We start from the raw sequence: 16,890 nt of genomic DNA, 5'->3' as shown, positions 1-16,890 counted from the left end.
TCATGCAAAAATCGCCTATCGCATGGCGGGGTAACGGTTTAATTATCGTAATATGAGGAATACAGCGGCCGAAGCGGTCGCCGCCAGCGGGCCATCCCCTGCGATCCGTGCCGAGGAGGCCGCGCTCATCGCGCGGTTGATCGACACCGCGCCTTTGCCCCGCGATGAGGCACTGGGCGTGCTTCGCCGTGAATTGGGCGCGGTGCAGGCCCGCGTGCAGCAGGCTTTTGAAAGCCGGGAGACCCATGGTCTGGGCGCCGCCCGCCGCCTTTCTGGCCATATGGACGCGATCATCCTCGCCATCCACGCCTATGCCGAGGCGGTGATCCCGCGCGGCCCGGGCGGGCGGGAGGAGGCCTTCGCCCTCGTCGCCACCGGCGGCTATGGCCGCGGCGTGCTGGCGCCCTATTCGGATATCGACCTGCTCTTCCTCACCGGCACCCAGGTGGGCGCGCGCACCGAGCGGCTGGTCGAGTTCATGCTCTATCTGCTGTGGGATCTCGGCCTGAAGGTTGGCCATGCGACGCGCAGCGTGAAGGATTGCCTGGCGCATGCCCGCCGCGACGCCACGATCCAAACCGCGCTGGTCGATGCCCGCTTCATGGCGGGCAATGAGCGCGCCTTCAACAAGTTCAGTGCCGAATTCGGCAAGATGCGCGCGACTGACGGCTTAGGCCCCTTTCTGGCCGCCAAGCGCGCCGAACGCGCCACCCGCCATGCCCGCTATGGCGAAACCCCCTTCATGGTGGAGCCGCATATCAAGGAAGGCCGCGGCGGCCTGCGCGACCTGCAAACGTTATACTGGCTGGCCCGCCACGCCTTCGGTGCGCTGAAAATGCCTGATCTGGTGGGGCCCGAGAGCCCTGGCGGTGGCCTGCTGGTGGAGGGCGAGGCGCGGGCCATCCGCCGCGCCTGGGATTTTCTGTGGACCGTGCGCTTTCACCTGCATTACGTCACCGGCCGGGCGGAAGAGCGCCTGACCTTCGACCTGCAGCCGGTGGTGGCCGCGCGCATGGGCTATGCCCGCCACGGCGCCCAGAACGGCGCCGAGCGGTTCATGAAGCACCTCTTCCTCAATTCCCGCGATGTGGTGCGGCTGAGCAGGGTGCTGGAGCCGGCGATCGAGCGCGCCGCCCTCGGCCCCCCCGCCATCCGCCGCGAGGGTGATGAGAGCCTGGAAGAGGCCGGCTTGGCCTTCGCCGATGGCAAGCTGGTGGCCGCCCCGCCGGATCGTGATTTTTCCCGCGAGCCTGTGCTCATGCTGCGCATCGTGCTCGCGGCGCGGGATAGGGGGCTGGATATCCATCCGCTCGCCATCCGCGCCCTGATCCGCCATGCCCGCCAGGCCGAGCGCCTGCGCGGCGATGCCGAAGCCAATGAACTGTTTCTCGAATTACTGACCGGCAAGGATGCGGCGAAATGGATGGGCCTGCTGAATGAGAGCGGCTTCCTCTCCCGCTTCATGCCCGATTGGGCGCGCATCGTCGGGTTGATGCAATTCGACACCTACCATGTCTTCACCGTCGATGAGCACACCATCCAGGCCATTGGCGTGCTGCAGGAGCTGGAGGCGGGGCTGCTGGAGAATGTGGCCCCGGTGGCGAGCGAGCTGGTGGGCCAGTTGCAATCCCGCCGTGCGCTCTATGTCGCCACCATGCTGCATGACATCGCCAAGGGCCGCGGTGGCGATCATTCCGAACTTGGCGCGCGCATCGCCACCGAGCTTTGTCCCAAGATCGGCCTCTCACCCGAGGAGACCGAGACCGTCTCCTGGCTCGTGCTCCACCATCTGCTGATCAGCCAGACCGCCTTCAAGCGCGACATCGAAGACCCCAAGACCATCCTCGACATTGCCGATGTCGTCCAATCGCCCGAGCGGCTGCGGCTGCTGCTGGTGCTGACGGTGGCCGATATGCGCGCTGTCGGCCCGAAAGTCTGGAATGGCTGGAAGGCCACCCTGCTGCGTGAGGTCTATTGGCGCGTCTCTGAAGTGCTGGCCGGCGGTCTCACCGTGCCCGAGCACGATGTGCGCGTGGCCCGTGCCAAGGAGGCCGTGGCCGAGGCGCTGCTGGGCTGGCCGCAGGCCGATATCGAGAAATACCTCTCCCTCGGCTATCCCGGTTATTGGCTGAGCTTCGATGCCGATACCCATGGCCGCCACGCCAGGATCATCCGTGAGGCCGAGGCGGCGGGCGCGCCGCTCACCGTGCGCTCGGCTGTGCTGGAGGCTCGGGCGGTGACCGAGATCACCGTCTATGCCATCGACCATCCTGGGTTGTTCTCCCGCATTTCCGGTGCTTTGGCGGTGGCCGAGGCCTCAATCGTGGATGCGCGCATCCACACCCTCACCAATGGCATGGCGCTGGACACTTTCTGGGTGCAGGACAGCGCCGGCGGCGCCTTTGACCAGCCAAACCGCCTCTCCCGGCTGGCTCTGCTGATCGAGCATGCGCTGAATGGCCAACTGAAACTGACCCAGGAAATCCGCAAGGTGCGGCGCGAGCCCGCCCGCCTGCGCGCGGTGACGGTGCCCGGCCGCGTGGTGGTGGACAACCACGCCTCAAACACCCACACCGTCATCGAAGTGAATGGCCGCGACCGGCCAGGCCTGCTGCATGATTTGACGGCGGCAATTTCCGAGCAGGGGCTGCAAATCGCCTCGGCCCATATCACCACCTATGGCGTGCGGGCGGTGGACGTCTTCTATGTGAAGGACGTCTTCGGCCTGAAGGTGGATAATGAGCGCAAGCTGACCCCGCTGCGTGCGGCGCTGCTCGATGCGCTGACGCCGCCGGAGCCGGCCATCCCCGCTCACTGATGTTTCGCGCCATCGCCACCGTTGGCGGCTGGACCATGGTCAGCCGCGTGCTGGGGTTTTGCCGCGATATCCTCATCGCCGCCTATCTCGGCGCCGGGCCCATGGCCGATGCCTTTTTCGTCGCCCTCAAACTGCCCAACCTGTTCCGCCGGCTCTTCGGCGAGGGCGCCTTCAACGCCGCCTTCGTCCCCGCCTTCGCCGGCGCGCTGACCCGCCAGGGGCCGGCCGTGGCGCGGCAATTGGCCGAGCGGCTGGCCACGCTCATGGCGCTGTGGCTTTCCGCCATCACCCTAGCCGGCATGGTGTTCATGCCGCAGCTTCTGGCGGTGCTGGCGCCGGGCTTTGCCGGCCGAGGGGCGGAGCAGATGGTTTTGGCGGTGGAGCTGACGCGCATCGTCTTTCCCTATCTCGTCTTCATTTGCCTCACCGCGCTGGTTTCGGGCGTGTTGAATTCCATGGGGCGCTTCACCGCTGCTGCCGCCGCGCCGGTGTTTTTCAACCTGCTTTCCATGGGCGCGCTCTTCGCTCTCTCGCCGTTTACCGCCACACCGGCGCATGCGCTGGCCTGGGGGGTGATGGTCTCGGGCATGGTGCAACTCGCCCTGGTCTGGTGGGCGGCGGCGCAGGCGGGGATGGTGATTTTGCCCGTGCTGCCCCGCCTCTCGCCTGCCGAGACATTGGTGCTGCGCAAAATGGTGCCGGGGCTGCTGGGGGCGGGGGTCACCCAGCTCAATCTGGCGGTGGATGTGATCATTGCCTCGCTGCTGCCGGTGGGCGCGGTCAGCCTGCTTTATTATGCCGACAGGGTGGCGCAATTGCCGCTGGGGGTGATTGGCATTGCCATTTCCACCGCCCTTTTGCCCATGCTGGCCGCACAGCTTTCGGCGGGGAAATCACTCTCGGCGCATCGCTCGATGAATCGTGGCCTGGAGATCACCCTGGCGCTCTGCGTGCCGGCGGCGGTGGCGCTGGCGGTGCTGGCGGCGCCGATCATGAGCGTGCTGTTCCAGCGCGGCGCCTTCACCGCCGCCGATGCCCGCGGCGCGGGCGCTGTGCTGGTGGTCTATGCCCTGGGCCTGCCGGCCTTCGTGCTGGTGAAGGCTTTTGCGCCGGGGTTTTTCGCCCGGGGGGATACCCGCACGCCGGTTGTCATTGGCCTGCTTTGCGTGGCGCTGAACCTCGCCCTGAACCTGTTCTTCCTGGCCACTGGTTGGCTCGGCGCGCCGGGCATAGCGCTGGCCACCGTGGCCTCGGCCTGGGTGAATGCCGCGGCTATGGCCTGGCTGCTGGCCCGGCGCGGGCTTTGGGTGGCGGATAGGCGGCTGCGGCGCGCGGTGCCGCTTGTGCTTGGCGCCTCCGCTGCCATGGGCCTGGTGCTGGGCGGGCTGAGTGCCCTGCTGCCCATGGCGCCGGGGCTTTCCGGTACGCTGCTGCTCGGGCTGGTCTGCGGCCTGGGTGCTGCCACGTATTTCGGCCTCGCCCAGGTCACCGGTGGGCTGGATTTGCGCGCGCTGCGCCGCATGATGCGCCGGACTGCTTGACCCCCGCGCCCGCCTGGGCGAACCCTCTGCCACCAACACATGGACGTATCATGGCGCGAGTCTTTTCCGGCATTCAACCTTCGGGCGTGCCCACGCTAGGCAATTACCTCGGCGCCATCCGCAACTGGGTGCCGATGCAGGACACCGATGAGTGCCTGTTCTGCGTGGTGGATTTGCACGCCATCACCCAGCGGCAGGAACCGGCCGAATTGCTGCGCCAGACCCGCGAAATGGCCGCAGCCCTGATCGCCTGCGGCCTCTCGCCCGATAAATGCGTGCTCTTCGTCCAGAGCCATGTGCCGGCGCATGCCCAACTCGCCTGGGTGTTCAATTGCATCGCCCGGCTGGGCTGGCTGAACCGGATGACGCAGTTCAAGGACAAGGCCGGCAAGGACCGGGAGGCCGCCTCCACCGGCCTCTACGTCTACCCCAACCTCATGGCGGCGGATATTCTCGTCTACCACGCCACCCAGGTGCCGGTGGGCGATGACCAGCGCCAGCATCTCGAACTCGCCAACGACATCGCAGAAAAATTCAACCATGATTATGGCGTTGATTTCTTCCCCCGCATCGAGCCCCTGATTCAGGGCGTGGCCGCCCGCGTGATGAGCCTGCGCGACGGCACCCGCAAAATGAGCAAATCCGACCCTTCGGACCAGTCGCGCATCAACCTCAATGACGATGCCGACACCATCGCCAACAAGATCAAACGCGCCACCACCGACCCTGAATTGCTGCCCGACAATCTGGCCGCGCTGGAGAAGCGGCCAGAGGCGCGCAACCTGGTGGGCATTCTGGCCGCCATCACCGGCCGCACGCAGGAGGACGTGCTGGCCGAGCATGCCGGCCGCGGCTTTGGTGCCTTCAAGCCGGCGCTGACCGAGGCGCTGGTGGCCCATCTCGGCCCGATCCGCGCCGAAATGCTGCGCCTGCTGGAGGACCCCGCCGCGCTGGATGCCGCCCTGCATCAGGGCGCCGAAAAGGCCGAGGCCATCGCCGAGCCCATCCTCAAGCGCGCCTATGAGATTGTGGGTTTCCTGCCCCGCCGGTGACTACCGCCGCGCAATCAGCCAGGTCACCAAGGCTTCCTCCAGGCCCGGGCCCTGGTCATAGGCTTCCAGCGCCTCGTCGCGGAACATGGTGAAGCCATCGCCACCGCGGCGGAGGAAATTATTGGTGGCCACCACATAGGCGCGGGAGGGGTCGATGGGCCGCCATTGGCCGCCCTCCTCCACCTCCACCGCCCCCACACGGCTGCCGGCAGGCGCGCCCTGCAACAGGGTAAAGCGCAGCCCCGCCAATTGCGGGAAGCGCCCGGCCACTGCGGGCCAGCGCGCCACGCCAATCTCCAAAGCGGCCTGGATGGCATGGCCGCGCAGCACCATGCGCGCCACGGTGTTCTGGAAGGGCAAGCTGGTCAGCACATCGCCCCAGGTGACGCTGCCGGCGGGCAGGCCGGCGCGAATGCCGCCGCCATTCATCCAGCCGATCTGCGCATCGGGAATGGCCTGGCGCAGACTCTGCGCCACCAGGGTGCCAATCTCGCAGGGGGAGACGCCACAGGGCGCAGTGTCCAGCATGCGCGGCAATTGCGCCACCGGGCGGCGACGCAACTCTTCCAGCGGCGCGCCCAGGCTGGCGACGAGCGCGGCCACGCCGGCATCCTCCGGCAGATCGCCATGCAACTCGCGCACCGCGCCGCCATGGCCCAGCACCCGGCCATCGGCGGCGATATCAAGGTCAAGCCGGCCCAGATAGCGGCCATGCGCCCCGGCCTGGGCGATGCGCACGCCCCGCGCCATGACGGGATGCGGCCCGGCGGCATCGGCCAGGCCATTGGCCAGCAGCGTGTGCGAATGCCCGCCCAGAATCACATCCACGCCGGGCAGGCTCTCCGCCAGCCGCCGATCGGCGTTGAGGCCCAGATGGCTGAGCAGCACCACGGTGCATGGGCCGCTGCGACGGGCCTCCCAGATCGCCCGCTCGGCGGCCTCGGCGGGGTCGGTGAAGCGGATATCGGGGCCGGGGGATGATATATTCGCGGTATCAGGCGTGGTCAGCCCCACCACGGCCAGGCGGGCACCACCCAGGGCGAATTCCACCCAAGGGCGCACCCGGCCGGCCAGTGCGGCCGAGCGGCTGGCATCCATATTGGCCGAGAGTAACGGGAAGGGCACGGCTTCGGCATAGCCGGCCAGGGTTTCGGGCCCATTGTCGAATTCATGATTGCCAATGGCCATGGCGGCGGTGCCAATGGCGCGCTGCACCGCCGCCTCGGCTAGGCCGCGGTGATGGGTGTAGAACAGGCTGCCCATGAATTGGTCACCGCCATCGAGCAGCATCGCGGCGCGGCCGGCCGAAGCGGCATCGGCCCGCCCCTCGGCCACCGCCGCCGCCAGCCGGGCCGAGCCGCCATAGCAGGGGGCACCCTCGCGGCAGGCGGCGCTATTGCCGGCAATGGCCGAATGGCGGCTGTGGAAGTCGTTCATATGCAGCAGCGCGATGCGCGCCGCCATCTGCGCCTGGGCTGGAGCCAGCGCCGGGAGGGCGAGAAGACCAATGGCACGCCGCTGCATTTTCATTCCCCATACAACCCCGGCAACATGGTGACACGCAAGGTGAAGACGATGACATCATTGCCTGCCCTGACAGCGCCGCATTCATAGGCCCATAAAGGCTTCCTCCCCCCGGACGAGACAACAGCCGGAGTTCCATCGCGATGCAGGTCTATCTGCCCATCGCCGAGATGAGTGTGGATGCCTTCCTGCTGGTCGGCATCGGCTTTGGCGTGGGCTGGCTGTCAGGATTATTCGGCGTGGGTGGCGGGTTTTTGCTCACGCCCGCTCTGCTGCTGCTGGGGATACCGGCGCCGGTGGCGGTGGCCTCGGGCGCCAATCAGGTGCTGGGTGCCTCGACTTCAGGCGTGATCGCCCAATCGCGCCGGGGCAATGTGGATTGGGTGATGGGGGTGGTGCTGGTGGCGGGCGGCCTGTTCGGCAGCATCATCGGCATTCAGCTCTTTGCCTTCCTGCGCGGCGCGGGGCTGGTGGATGCTGTGGTGTCCATCTTCTACGTCGTGGTGCTGGGCGGCGTGGGTTCGCTGATGGTGATGGAGAGCCTGCGCGCCATCCTCCGCCGCCGCGCCGATGCGCCGGCGCGGCTGCACCAGCATTTCTGGATGCATGGGCTGCCCTTCAAAATCCGCTTCCGCAAGTCGCGGCTGTTCATCTCGGTGATTCCGCCGCTGCTGGTGGGGGCGGGCATTGGCCTGCTCTCGGCTATCATGGGCGTGGGCGGCGGCTTCATGCTGGTGCCGGCGATGATTTATCTGCTGGGCATCCCCACGGCGGTGGTGATCGGCACCTCGCTGTTCCAGGTGGTCTGCGTCACCTCGGCGGTGACCATTATGTCCGCCTGGCAATTGGGCAGTGTGGATATCGTGCTGACGCTGCTGCTGCTGCTGGGCGGGGTGTCCGGCGCGCAATTCGGCGCGCAAATGGGCGGGCGGCTCCGCGGCGAGGAGACGCGGGCGCTGCTCGGGCTATTGGTGCTGGCCGTGGCGGCGATGCTGTTCTGGGGCCTGATCGACACGCCGGACCATATGTTCACCCTGGGGCCGGGCTGATGCGCCTTGTGGTCATGCTGCTGCTGCTATGGGGCACCGCCGCCCTGGCGCAGCCCGAGGCGCCGCTGGTGGCGCGGCTGAGCCAGGACAGGGGGGAGGTTTCCACCACCTTCGATGGGGCCTCCATCCTGGTGTTTGGCAGCACCGCCCAGCCCATCGGCCCTGGGGGGGCGGAAATCCTGATCGTGACCACGGGCCCGCAGCAGCCCTTCACCGTGCGGCGGAAGGTGCGGGGGTTGGGGATGTGGTTCAACGGCCCCTCGGCGCGCTTCGCGGCAGTGCCGGCCTTTTATTCGGTGGCGGGCACCCTGCCGGCCTGGCGCCTGCTGCCCGAGGCGCTGCGCAGCCAATACCATCTGGGCCTCGATGTTTTGCCCATGGCCAGCAGCGGCGCCCGCGCGCCGCAATTTCGCGCTGCCCTGCTGTCGCTGAAGCAGGAGGCGGGGCTGTGGCAGGAGGATTCCGCCCCGGTGGAGATCTCCGCCAACCGTCTGTTTCATTCCCGCCTGCCGCTGCCCGCCACCATTCCCGCCGGCGAATACACCGTGCGCGTGCTGCTGGTGGAAAGCCGCCGCGTGGTGGCCGAGCAGGTGCAGCGCTTCGTGGTGGAGCGGGTGGGCACGGCGGCCACCATCGCCGATGTTTCCCGCGGGCAGCCCTTGCTCTATGGAGTGATCTGCGTGGCCCTGGCCGCCCTGGCCGGCTGGCTTGGCAGTATTGTGTTCCGGAGGTCCTGATTGCCTGAAGAATCCCGGCGGAACCGCGTCTTCCTTGTGGTGGTGGATGACAGTGCGGAGCGTGCGGTGGCGCTCACCTATGCCTGCCTGCGGGTGAAGAAATCCGGCGGCCGCGTGGCGCTGCTGCGGGTGCTGGAACCGGCGGGGCAGACGGAATGGGCAGGCGTGGGCGCACTTCTGGCGCAGGAGCGGCGCAGCGAGGCCGAGCAATTGCTAGGTGGGCTGGCAGCGCAGGTGAGAGAGATCACCGGCGGCATGCCCATCTTGCTGATCCGCGAGGGCGACCCGCGCGAGGAATTGCTGAAGCTGATGGCCGAGGACCCGCGAATCTCCATCCTGGTTCTGGCGGCAGCCCCCGGCAATAGTGGCCCCGGCCCGCTGATCGCGGCCCTGACCGGGCGGCACGCCAACCGCATGCGGGTGCCGATGACCATCGTGCCGGCCGGGCTTTCGGCCGAGGAGCTTGAGCGGGTGACGTGAGGCAAGGCATTCATTCCTTGATCTGTCTGCCCATTTATGCAATGTTTACCGGATCATCGCCCAGAGCTGTGGGTGCTGCCCGGGCGTGGCGGATGAATTTGTCCGTAAACAACCATTGTGGTGTTTAGAGCCTGTTCCGTTCGCCTTGGCTCACTGCACAGGCTCTAACCTTTTGTTTGACTAGCATCTTTATCCGCTCAAACGATTCGGTTTGAGCGGATGATGCTCTAGACCACCGCCTCGACGATATTCTGCGGCACCGGGGTGGTGGTGGCGAAGCTGGGGCGGGCCTCCAGCCGGTCACTGAGCGCGGCCAGGGCCGGGTATTCCTTGCGCCAGGGATGCTCGGCGAAGCGCACGGCCAGGTAGCGCAGCACCGTGCCGGTGCAGATCTCAGCCAGGCCGAAGCCCTGGCCAATGCCGCCACTCTCCGCCAGCCGGGCGAGGGCAGCAATGCCGCCATCCACCTTGCGGCGCTGGCGGGCCATCCAGGGCGCGCTTGGGGCTTCGCGCCGGCGTTCGAAGAAGAGCAGGATTGTGGCGTCACACACCCCGTCGCAGATCACCTCGACCTGACGGGCGGCGAGGGCTGCCACGGGGTCGCGCGGCAGCAGGGGTGGCTCGGGGTGCATGACCTCCAGCCACTCCAGAATGAAGCGGCTTTCGTAAATGCCGGTGCCATCGGCGGTGATGAGCACCGGCAGTTTTTCCAGCGGGTTATAGGCTGGGGTCGCAGTATCGGCATGCCAGGGCACTTCGGTCTGCAATTCGAAGGCGATGGATTTTTCGAGCAGCGCGATCCGCACCTTGCGGGCATAGGGCGAGGGGGTGGCGCTGATCAGCCGATACAAGGTGGCTAGTCCACCAGGGCGTTGGAGGAGCGCACGACCTCTCCCCAGGCCACGCGCTCGCTGCGCTGGAACTCGCCCAGCCATTCGGGGGTGCTGGGTTCGGGCACGGCGCCCTGCTGGCGCATCACCTCGATGAAGGCCGGGGCCTTCATCGCCTCACGCACGGCGGCGTTGAGTTGGGCGATGATCGGGGCGGGGGTGCGGGCGGGGGCGTAGATCGCCTTCCAGAGGCCGCTATCGAGCGGCACGCCGAAGCTCTTCACCGTGGGCACGCCGGGGAAGAGGGGCACCTCGGCCGGGGCCAGCACGGCCACGGCGCGCGCGCCGCCACCACGGGTGAGGCTTTCAGCACCACCGGCGGGCAGGGCGAAGCAATCCACCTGGCCGGCCAGAATCGCCTGCATGGCCGGCGCCTGACCGATGAAGGGCACATGCAGCATGCGAACACCCTGCTGCTGGACCATCCGCTCCGTCGCCAAGTGCGGCGTGGAGGCCACGCCCCAGCTGGCATAGGTGATGGCATCGGCGGCCGGGCGGGCGGCGTTGATAAGGTCCTGGAAGGTGCGGATATTCGGCTTGCTCGGGCCGACCACCAGGGTGAAGGGGAATTTGCCGATCAGGCTGATGGGCGCGAAATCGCGATCTGGATCATAGGCCAGGTTGCGATAGGCGTAAGGGTTGATGGCCTGGGTATCGACGATGCCCATCCACAGCGTATGACCATCGGGCGCCGAGCGGGCGGCGGCGGTGGCGCCGAGGCTGCCATTGGCGCCGCCGCGATTCTCAATCACCACGGGCTGGCCCAGCACGGCAGTGAGCGAGGGGGCGATGGCGCGGCAGATGATGTCGTTCAGCCCGCCCGGCGGATAGCCCGAGATGATGCGGACCGTGCGGTCCGGATAAGCCAGCGCAGGCGCGGCAAGGGCAAAGGAAGCGGTGGCGCCCAGCAAGGCGCGGCGATGAATTTTTGGCACAAGGCCCTCCAGGATCATGAGGACCAGCGTTCCCCCTACCAGATGGCCGAGTGGTATGCCAAACGTCAAGCCGGGGGCGGGGTTGCAGACAAAGAAAAGGCCGCCGGAGGGCGGCCTTCCCAATGTGAACCGAGTGGTTCGGCCTGATTACTTCAGGACGATTTCCACGCGGCGGTTCTGCGGCTCGCGCACGCCATCGGCGGTGGGCACCAGGGGGCGGCTTTCGCCGAAGGCCTGGATGACCATTTCGGCGCGTGGCACGCCACGGCGGGTCAGCTCGGCAGCAACGGCTTCAGCGCGGCGCATGGAAAGCGTCTGATTGTAGGCGTCAGAGCCCGAACGGTCCGCATGGCCGGACACTTCGATGCGGGTCGAGCGCACGGTGGTGCGCGCGGTGGCGGCTTCGGCGATGATCTGGCGGGCACGGTCGGTCAGGTCGGCGCGGTTCCAGTCGAAGAAGACCAGATAGGTGCGAGCGACGGTCTGGACCTGAGCAACCGGGGGCGGGGCGAACACGGGGGCGGGGGCGGCGCCGAAATTGTAGCGCAGGCCGAGTATGGCGGAGTGGTTGCCGTTGGTGGGCGAGTAGCTGCGGTTGATGCCCGTGGACGTGCCGTTGACGTTAAAGCGCTGCGATGAATCGAGCACGCCGTAGTAGCGATATTCGAGGGTCACAGCCAAGCCGGGCGCCACGGCCGGCAGGTTGAAGGCTGCACCGGCAATGCCCTGATAGGCGAGGTTGCCATTGGTGCCGTTCGAGCGCGCCGTGGCGCTGCCATTGCTCAGGCCCACCCGGTTCCACCAATTCTGGCCATAGCCAAGGCCAGCGCCCAGATAGGGGAAGATGCTGGGCAGCCCAAAGCCGGTGAGGCTGAATTCATAAAAGCCATTGAGCATGGCGCCATAGGTGGCGAGAGAGCCGGCGCTGCTGCGGGCAATGGTGCTGCCCCCGCTGCTGAGCGATGTGGTGTTGACGTTGTTGTAGCGGTAATTGCCCTCAATCTCGGCGCGGAAGCCATTGCCGAAGCCATAGCCGACGGAGCCCACGGCCGCCCAGCCGGTTTCGGTCTTCACGGTGAGGCCGCCGGCGGTGGCATTGGTGCGAATATTGCCGCCCGCGCCAGCACCGACATAGATGCCAGTGACCGGCTGGGCCTGGGCCAGAGCCGGGAGAGCCAGGATAGTGGCCAGCATCAGGCTATTCTTAAGCTTCATAACAAACCTCTTTGCCGGCCGCGGGCGAGCCCCGCCGTCGCCTTACAAGGTGATTGGATCACCCAGTGGTAGGCTTAGGTCAATGCCACACTAATTAGTGAGGAGGAAGTGATACAGGACGGCAACAGTTTTCGCCCTGGCGTGACATTTTCGGGCTAAAATTTTGGCTGCGGGCCGCTTTTGGTCACCAAAAGGTGAGGTCGGTCAGGCCATTGAAGGTGGACTGCCTCGCGTATGGGCCAAAAAAAGAAAAGGCCGCCCGAAGGCGGCCTCGCCAGTTTAAACCGAGTGGTTCGGCCTGATTACTTCAGGACGATTTCCACGCGGCGGTTCTGCGGCTCGCGCACGCCATCGGCGGTCGGGACCAGCGGGCGGCTTTCGCCGAAGGCCTGGATGACCATTTCGGCGCGCGGCACGCCACGGCGGGTCAGCTCGGCAGCGACGGCTTCAGCGCGGCGCATGGAGAGGGCCTGGTTGTAGGCGTCGGAGCCCGAACGGTCAGCATGGCCGGAGACTTCGATGCGGGTCGAGCGCACGGTGGTGCGAGCGGAGGCCGCTTCGGCGATGATCTGGCGAGCGCGGTCGGTCAGGTCAGCGCGGTTCCAGTCGAAGAACACCAGATAGGTGCGTGCGACGGTCTGAACCGGAGCAGCCGGGGCCGGAGCGGCAACAGCAGCAGGGCGGGCGCCGAAGGAGTAGCGCACGCCAGCCATGATGGACTGGTTGGCAGCCTGAATCTCAGAGCTGGTGCGGGTGCGGGTGGCGCCCGAGGACGACTGCAGCTCGATGCCCGTGGAGAGCGTCGTGTAGTAGCGATACTCGAGGGTCAGCGCCAGGCCGGGGACTTGCTGGCCGAGGCCGAAGGCCACACCGGCGATACCCTGAACGGCCAAGCTGGCATTGTTCGAGGTCACGCTGCCGAGCTGGGTCGCAGCCGGGGCCACAACGCGGTTGGAGACGCCGCGGAGCTGCACGGTGCCGAAGCCAACACCGGCGCCGACATACGGAGAAACCGTCGGCACGCCGAAGGAGGCGAGGTTGAAGTCATAGAAAGCGTTGGCCATGCCGCCGTAATAGATCGCGCGGCCGGAGGCGTTGCTGATGCTGGCGCCGTTGGGCAGGGTCAGCGAGAGAGACTTCACCGGGTTCGAGCGGTAGTTGCCTTCGATCTCGAGGCGGATGCCGTTGCCGAAGCCATAACCGATGGAGCCGACGCCAGTGAAGCCTTCAATGAAGCTCACATTCGCGCGCGGACTCGCGGCGGTGGACGGGGTGACAACAGTGCCGTTCGGCGCGGTGAAGGACGAGGGCAGGCCGGCCGGCACGCTGAAGGTCTTGCTGATGTCGTTGGCGAAGTTTGCGCCAGCGCCAGCGCCGACATAAATGCCGCTGACAGGCTGAGCCTGGGCCAGGACCGGCAGCGCCAGCATCGTGGCAGCCATGAGAGAGGTTCTGAAGTTCACGCCTTGTCTCCTTGTTGGACACCGGATGGATAGGCCCCCGGCTTCTCTGGCCCTCGGTTTCCGTCACAAATTGAATAGGGTCAACATCTGATGCGACAAAACCGGCGGCATGACCGGGAAAGCCTACCGCCTGTGGCTAAAATGCACCACTTTTGCCGCAGTGTGACATCTTTGGTCGTTATCCGGGCGCTGTAGGGCGCGAGGCCCAGCTCGAAACCCGCGCTATCACGTCGCCCGCCGGGTAAAACGATAGTGGGCAGGTTTTGGGTATGGGGCCTGTCTCAGGACTGAGCAAGCTGCTGACAACCGAGCATCGAGGGCCGATAAGATCGAGGGGCAAAGCCCTTTCACTCTTTCTTTTCCTCCCCCACCGGCGTTTTTCCGCAGCCTGCGGGAGCCGCTTGGCCGATACTCGATGTTGCGTCACCGCAGGATGATTTCCACGCGGCGGTTCTGCGGCTCGCGCACGCCATCGGCGGTGGGCACCAGGGGGCGGCTTTCGCCGAAGGCCTGGATGACCATTTCGGTGCGCGGCACGCCATGGCGCGTCAGCTCGGCGGCGACGGCTTCAGCGCGGCGCAAGGAGAGGGCCTGATTGTAAGCGTCGGCGCCCGAACGGTCCGCATGGCCGGAGACTTCGATGCGGGTCGGGCGCGTGGCGGTGCGCGCGGTGGCCGCTTCGGCAATGATCTGGCGGGCGCGGTCGGTCAGGTCGGCGCGGTTCCAGTCGGAGAAGACCAGATAGGTGCGCGCGAGGGTCTGGGCGGCCGCTGCGGGCTCTTGGGCCGGCATGGGCGGCGCTGGGCTTGCCCCAAAGCTGTATCGCAAGCCGAGCAGGGCTGAATGATTGGCACTCTCCGGGGTGTATTTGTTGCGCGAGGGCGTGGTTCCAGTCGCCACGTAATAGCGATACTCCAGCGTCAGCGCGAGACCTGGCACTGTTGCTCCCAGGCTGAAGGAGAGGCCACCTATGGCCTGATAGGCAAAGCTGCCATTATTGCCGGAGAGTTGGGCGCTGGTCAGCCGCAGCCTGCCATTGCTGGGGCTGCTGGCGCGGCTGAAATCGGTGACGCCATAGCCAAAGCCCACGCCGATATAGGGTGAGATGGCCGATACGCCGAGCGCGGCGAGGTTGAACTCATACAAGGCATTGGCCATCCCGCCGTAATGGCTCATGCGGCCGGAGCTGCTGCCGAAGCGCATGCCAGTGGGCAGCGTGACCACAGTGGAGCCGATAGGGCCGGCGCGGTATTGGCCTTCCACTTCGAGGCGGATGCCATTCTGCAAAGCATAGCCGAGGGATGCGACGCCGACGAAGCCGGTCTCGCCGCTGACACTCATGCGGGTGCCATTGGCGGTGCTCTCGGTGATCTGTTCGCGCCAATTGGCGCCCGCAGCTGCGCCAATATAGATGCCGCTGCGTGGCTGGGCCTGGGCGATAGCCGGCAGGCTGAGAATAAGAGCTGCCATGGGGGCGATTCTGACTTTCACGCCGTATCTCCTGAGTGCATGAATGGTGGTGACGCCGTCAGTGCTGGATGCAGGATGGCGGCGCCGGGGGCAGCTCTCATCCCGCATTTTATTATTTGCAAACGCAGTAATGATGTTAAAAATGAAATCATTTTCAATATAATATACAGATTAAAAGCTTCAATATCTCACATGGAATATGTTATTTAGCATATTCCAAAGAAGAAATGGCTCCAGAATAATTTTGTTCGTAACCATATGATTTATTGCCGCGTAAGCAGAATTACATCATCAGGAATACCGAGTTGTCGGGTGATACATTGCAGTATTATGAGATTCTATAGTTTTTCATAAATCGCAATTCACCATTTGAACTCAAAAATACACATGCCGATGTAGGCAGTTGGATGAATTTGCTGGCAGTTTAGATGCCATTGCATAGCCACAGCCGCTCCTCAGCCGGGCGCAAAGCCCAGCGAGGCCCCGGGCGGAGCCAATCAACGCTGCGAAAGCCGTGGCGTGCCCTGTTGCGGCACGCCACGGCACGCCATGCGGCCTATTTCACGATGATTTCCACGCGGCGGTTCTGCGGCTCGCGCACACCATCGGCGCTGGGCACCAGGGGGCGGCTTTCGCCGAAGGCCTGGATGACCATCTCGGTGCGCGGCACGCCCCGGCGGGTCAACTCGGCAGCGACGGCTTCGGCGCGGCGCAAGGAGAGGGCATGATTATAGGCGTCAGAACCGGAGCGGTCGGCATGGCCGGAGACTTCGATGCGGGTCGAGCGCACAGTGGTGCGCGCGGTGGCGGCTTCGGCGATGATCTGGCGGGCGCGGTCGGTCAGATCGGCGCGGTTCCAGTCGAAGAAGACCAGGTAGGTGCGCGCGACGGTCTGGGCCATCGGCACGGGCGCCGGTGCCGGCGGCGCAGGCGGTGGGGTGACGCCGAAGCTGTAGCGTAAACCCAGCAGGGCAGAATGATTGGCATCATTCGGCGTGTAATTGGTGCGCGTGACCGTGTTGCCATTCGAGCTGGTCAGCCGCAGTTCGGAGGCCGTCGTCGCGTAGTAGCGATACTCAAGGGTCAGGGCCAGGCCTGGTACATATTGGCTGAGGCCAAAGGAGAGTCCGGCTATCGCCTGATAGGCGAAGCCGCCGTGATTGGTGGAGACATTGTTGGTTGTCAGCAGCGCGCCGCTATTTGCGCGGGCACCCACACGGCTGACATCGGATACGCCAAAGCCGATACCCGCGCCGATATAGGGCGAGATATAAGGCACGCCGAATGAGGCCAAGCTGAAATCATAAAGAATATTGCCCATGCCGCCATAGGTGCTGATGCGGCCAGATGAACTGCTGCCCTGGGCGCCATTGGGCAGCGTGACCACGGAGGTACCCACCGCATAGGAGCGGTAATTGCCTTCCAACTCGAGGCGCATGCCGTTGCGGAAGGCGTAGCCCACTGAGCCCACGCCGATGAAGCCGGCCTCGGTGCTGACGCTCAACTGGGTGCCGTCGGCGGCGCGTTCGGAGATCTTGTCCCGCCAGGAGCTGCCGGCACCGGCACCGATATAAATTCCACTGGTGGGCTGCGCCTGGCCGAGGGCGGGCAGGGCCAGCATGGTGGCTGCCATGAGGGATGTTCTGAATTTCACGTCTCGTCTCCTTGCTGAACGCCAGGTGGCGCCACCAATTGCTTGGCGCCCTCTGCGTTTCG

Annotated in this window: 13 protein-coding genes; 6 read left to right on the top strand and 7 right to left on the bottom strand. The window is 65.8% G+C overall.

Translation table 11 applies throughout. The features are described from left to right. Positions 1-52 precede the first annotated feature (52 nt). Genes ABWP84_RS00240 through trpS form a run of 3 tightly spaced genes read left to right on the top strand, consistent with a single transcriptional unit; the run spans position 53 to position 5,411 of the window. On the top strand, positions 53-2,818 hold the full coding sequence (locus tag ABWP84_RS00240; protein ID WP_353209974.1) for a [protein-PII] uridylyltransferase: 2,766 nt from the start codon (positions 53-55) through the stop codon (positions 2,816-2,818). After that, entirely contained in the window at positions 2,818-4,359 is a 1,542-nt protein-coding gene (gene murJ / locus ABWP84_RS00235) for a murein biosynthesis integral membrane protein MurJ (RefSeq protein WP_353209973.1), read from the top strand. Before ABWP84_RS00240 ends, murJ begins: the two co-directional genes overlap by 1 nt. 50 nt (positions 4,360-4,409) lie before the next feature. Next, entirely contained in the window at positions 4,410-5,411 is a 1,002-nt protein-coding gene (trpS, locus tag ABWP84_RS00230) for a tryptophan--tRNA ligase (protein ID WP_353209972.1), read from the top strand. On the opposite strand, the gene ABWP84_RS00225 is transcribed toward trpS, so the two are convergent. After that, the gene (locus tag ABWP84_RS00225; protein WP_353209971.1) at positions 5,412-6,935 is read right to left on the bottom strand and encodes a bifunctional UDP-sugar hydrolase/5'-nucleotidase; all 1,524 of its coding nucleotides are present in this window, start codon (positions 6,933-6,935) and stop codon (positions 5,412-5,414) included. It lies immediately after the preceding gene. 143 nt (positions 6,936-7,078) lie between these two features. Here ABWP84_RS00225 and ABWP84_RS00220 point away from each other — a divergent pair, with 143 nt between their 5' ends. Genes ABWP84_RS00220 through ABWP84_RS00210 form a run of 3 tightly spaced genes read left to right on the top strand, consistent with a single transcriptional unit; the run spans position 7,079 to position 9,201 of the window. Beyond that, positions 7,079-7,984: a sulfite exporter TauE/SafE family protein gene (locus tag ABWP84_RS00220; RefSeq protein WP_353209970.1), complete on the top strand. Its 906-nt coding sequence runs from the start codon at positions 7,079-7,081 to the stop codon at positions 7,982-7,984. After that, positions 7,984-8,721: a TIGR02186 family protein gene (locus tag ABWP84_RS00215; RefSeq protein ID WP_353209969.1), complete on the top strand. Its 738-nt coding sequence runs from the start codon at positions 7,984-7,986 to the stop codon at positions 8,719-8,721. Before ABWP84_RS00220 ends, ABWP84_RS00215 begins: the two co-directional genes overlap by 1 nt. Continuing rightward, on the top strand, positions 8,722-9,201 hold the full coding sequence (locus tag ABWP84_RS00210; protein WP_353209968.1) for a universal stress protein: 480 nt from the start codon (positions 8,722-8,724) through the stop codon (positions 9,199-9,201). Between the two features lie 227 nt (positions 9,202-9,428). Here ABWP84_RS00210 and ABWP84_RS00205 read toward each other — a convergent pair whose 3' ends face one another. From ABWP84_RS00205 to ABWP84_RS00180, 6 genes are all read right to left on the bottom strand, one after another. Next, complete coding sequence (locus ABWP84_RS00205; protein ID WP_353209967.1) at positions 9,429-10,052, bottom strand: glutathione S-transferase N-terminal domain-containing protein; 624 nt, start codon at positions 10,050-10,052, stop codon at positions 9,429-9,431. Positions 10,053-10,057: 5 nt separating this feature from the next. Further along, positions 10,058-11,044: a tripartite tricarboxylate transporter substrate binding protein gene (locus tag ABWP84_RS00200; protein WP_353209966.1), complete on the bottom strand. Its 987-nt coding sequence runs from the start codon at positions 11,042-11,044 to the stop codon at positions 10,058-10,060. Positions 11,045-11,173: 129 nt separating this feature from the next. Beyond that, the gene (locus tag ABWP84_RS00195; protein ID WP_353209965.1) at positions 11,174-12,241 is read right to left on the bottom strand and encodes an OmpA family protein; all 1,068 of its coding nucleotides are present in this window, start codon (positions 12,239-12,241) and stop codon (positions 11,174-11,176) included. Positions 12,242-12,543: 302 nt separating this feature from the next. Continuing rightward, positions 12,544-13,704, bottom strand: coding sequence for an OmpA family protein (locus ABWP84_RS00190; RefSeq protein WP_353209964.1), 1,161 nt, complete (start codon positions 13,702-13,704; stop codon positions 12,544-12,546). Between the two features lie 423 nt (positions 13,705-14,127). Then, positions 14,128-15,195 (bottom strand): OmpA family protein, encoded by a 1,068-nt coding sequence (locus ABWP84_RS00185; RefSeq protein ID WP_353209963.1) that lies wholly within the window; start codon positions 15,193-15,195, stop codon positions 14,128-14,130. Positions 15,196-15,730: 535 nt separating this feature from the next. Next, the gene (locus ABWP84_RS00180; RefSeq protein ID WP_353209962.1) at positions 15,731-16,828 is read right to left on the bottom strand and encodes an OmpA family protein; all 1,098 of its coding nucleotides are present in this window, start codon (positions 16,826-16,828) and stop codon (positions 15,731-15,733) included. Positions 16,829-16,890: the final 62 nt, after the last annotated feature.

The organism is Rhodovarius sp., from assembly GCF_040399605.1.
Taxonomy (GTDB): domain Bacteria; phylum Pseudomonadota; class Alphaproteobacteria; order Acetobacterales; family Acetobacteraceae; genus Rhodovarius; species Rhodovarius crocodyli_A.
The sequence above is the reverse complement of the archived record's forward strand: the minus strand, read 5'-3'. Positions and strand labels throughout refer to the sequence as shown.

Coding starts and splice junctions, on each gene's coding strand:
- ABWP84_RS00225 (WP_353209971.1), bottom strand. CDS start 6,935: ATGCAGCGGCGTGCCATTGGTCTTCTCGCCCTCCCGGCGCTGGCTCCA.
- trpS (WP_353209972.1), top strand. CDS start 4,410: ATGGCGCGAGTCTTTTCCGGCATTCAACCTTCGGGCGTGCCCACGCTA.
- ABWP84_RS00220 (WP_353209970.1), top strand. CDS start 7,079: ATGCAGGTCTATCTGCCCATCGCCGAGATGAGTGTGGATGCCTTCCTG.
- ABWP84_RS00195 (WP_353209965.1), bottom strand. CDS start 12,241: ATGAAGCTTAAGAATAGCCTGATGCTGGCCACTATCCTGGCTCTCCCG.
- ABWP84_RS00215 (WP_353209969.1), top strand. CDS start 7,984: ATGCGCCTTGTGGTCATGCTGCTGCTGCTATGGGGCACCGCCGCCCTG.
- murJ (WP_353209973.1), top strand. CDS start 2,818: ATGTTTCGCGCCATCGCCACCGTTGGCGGCTGGACCATGGTCAGCCGC.
- ABWP84_RS00240 (WP_353209974.1), top strand. CDS start 53: ATGAGGAATACAGCGGCCGAAGCGGTCGCCGCCAGCGGGCCATCCCCT.
- ABWP84_RS00200 (WP_353209966.1), bottom strand. CDS start 11,044: ATGATCCTGGAGGGCCTTGTGCCAAAAATTCATCGCCGCGCCTTGCTG.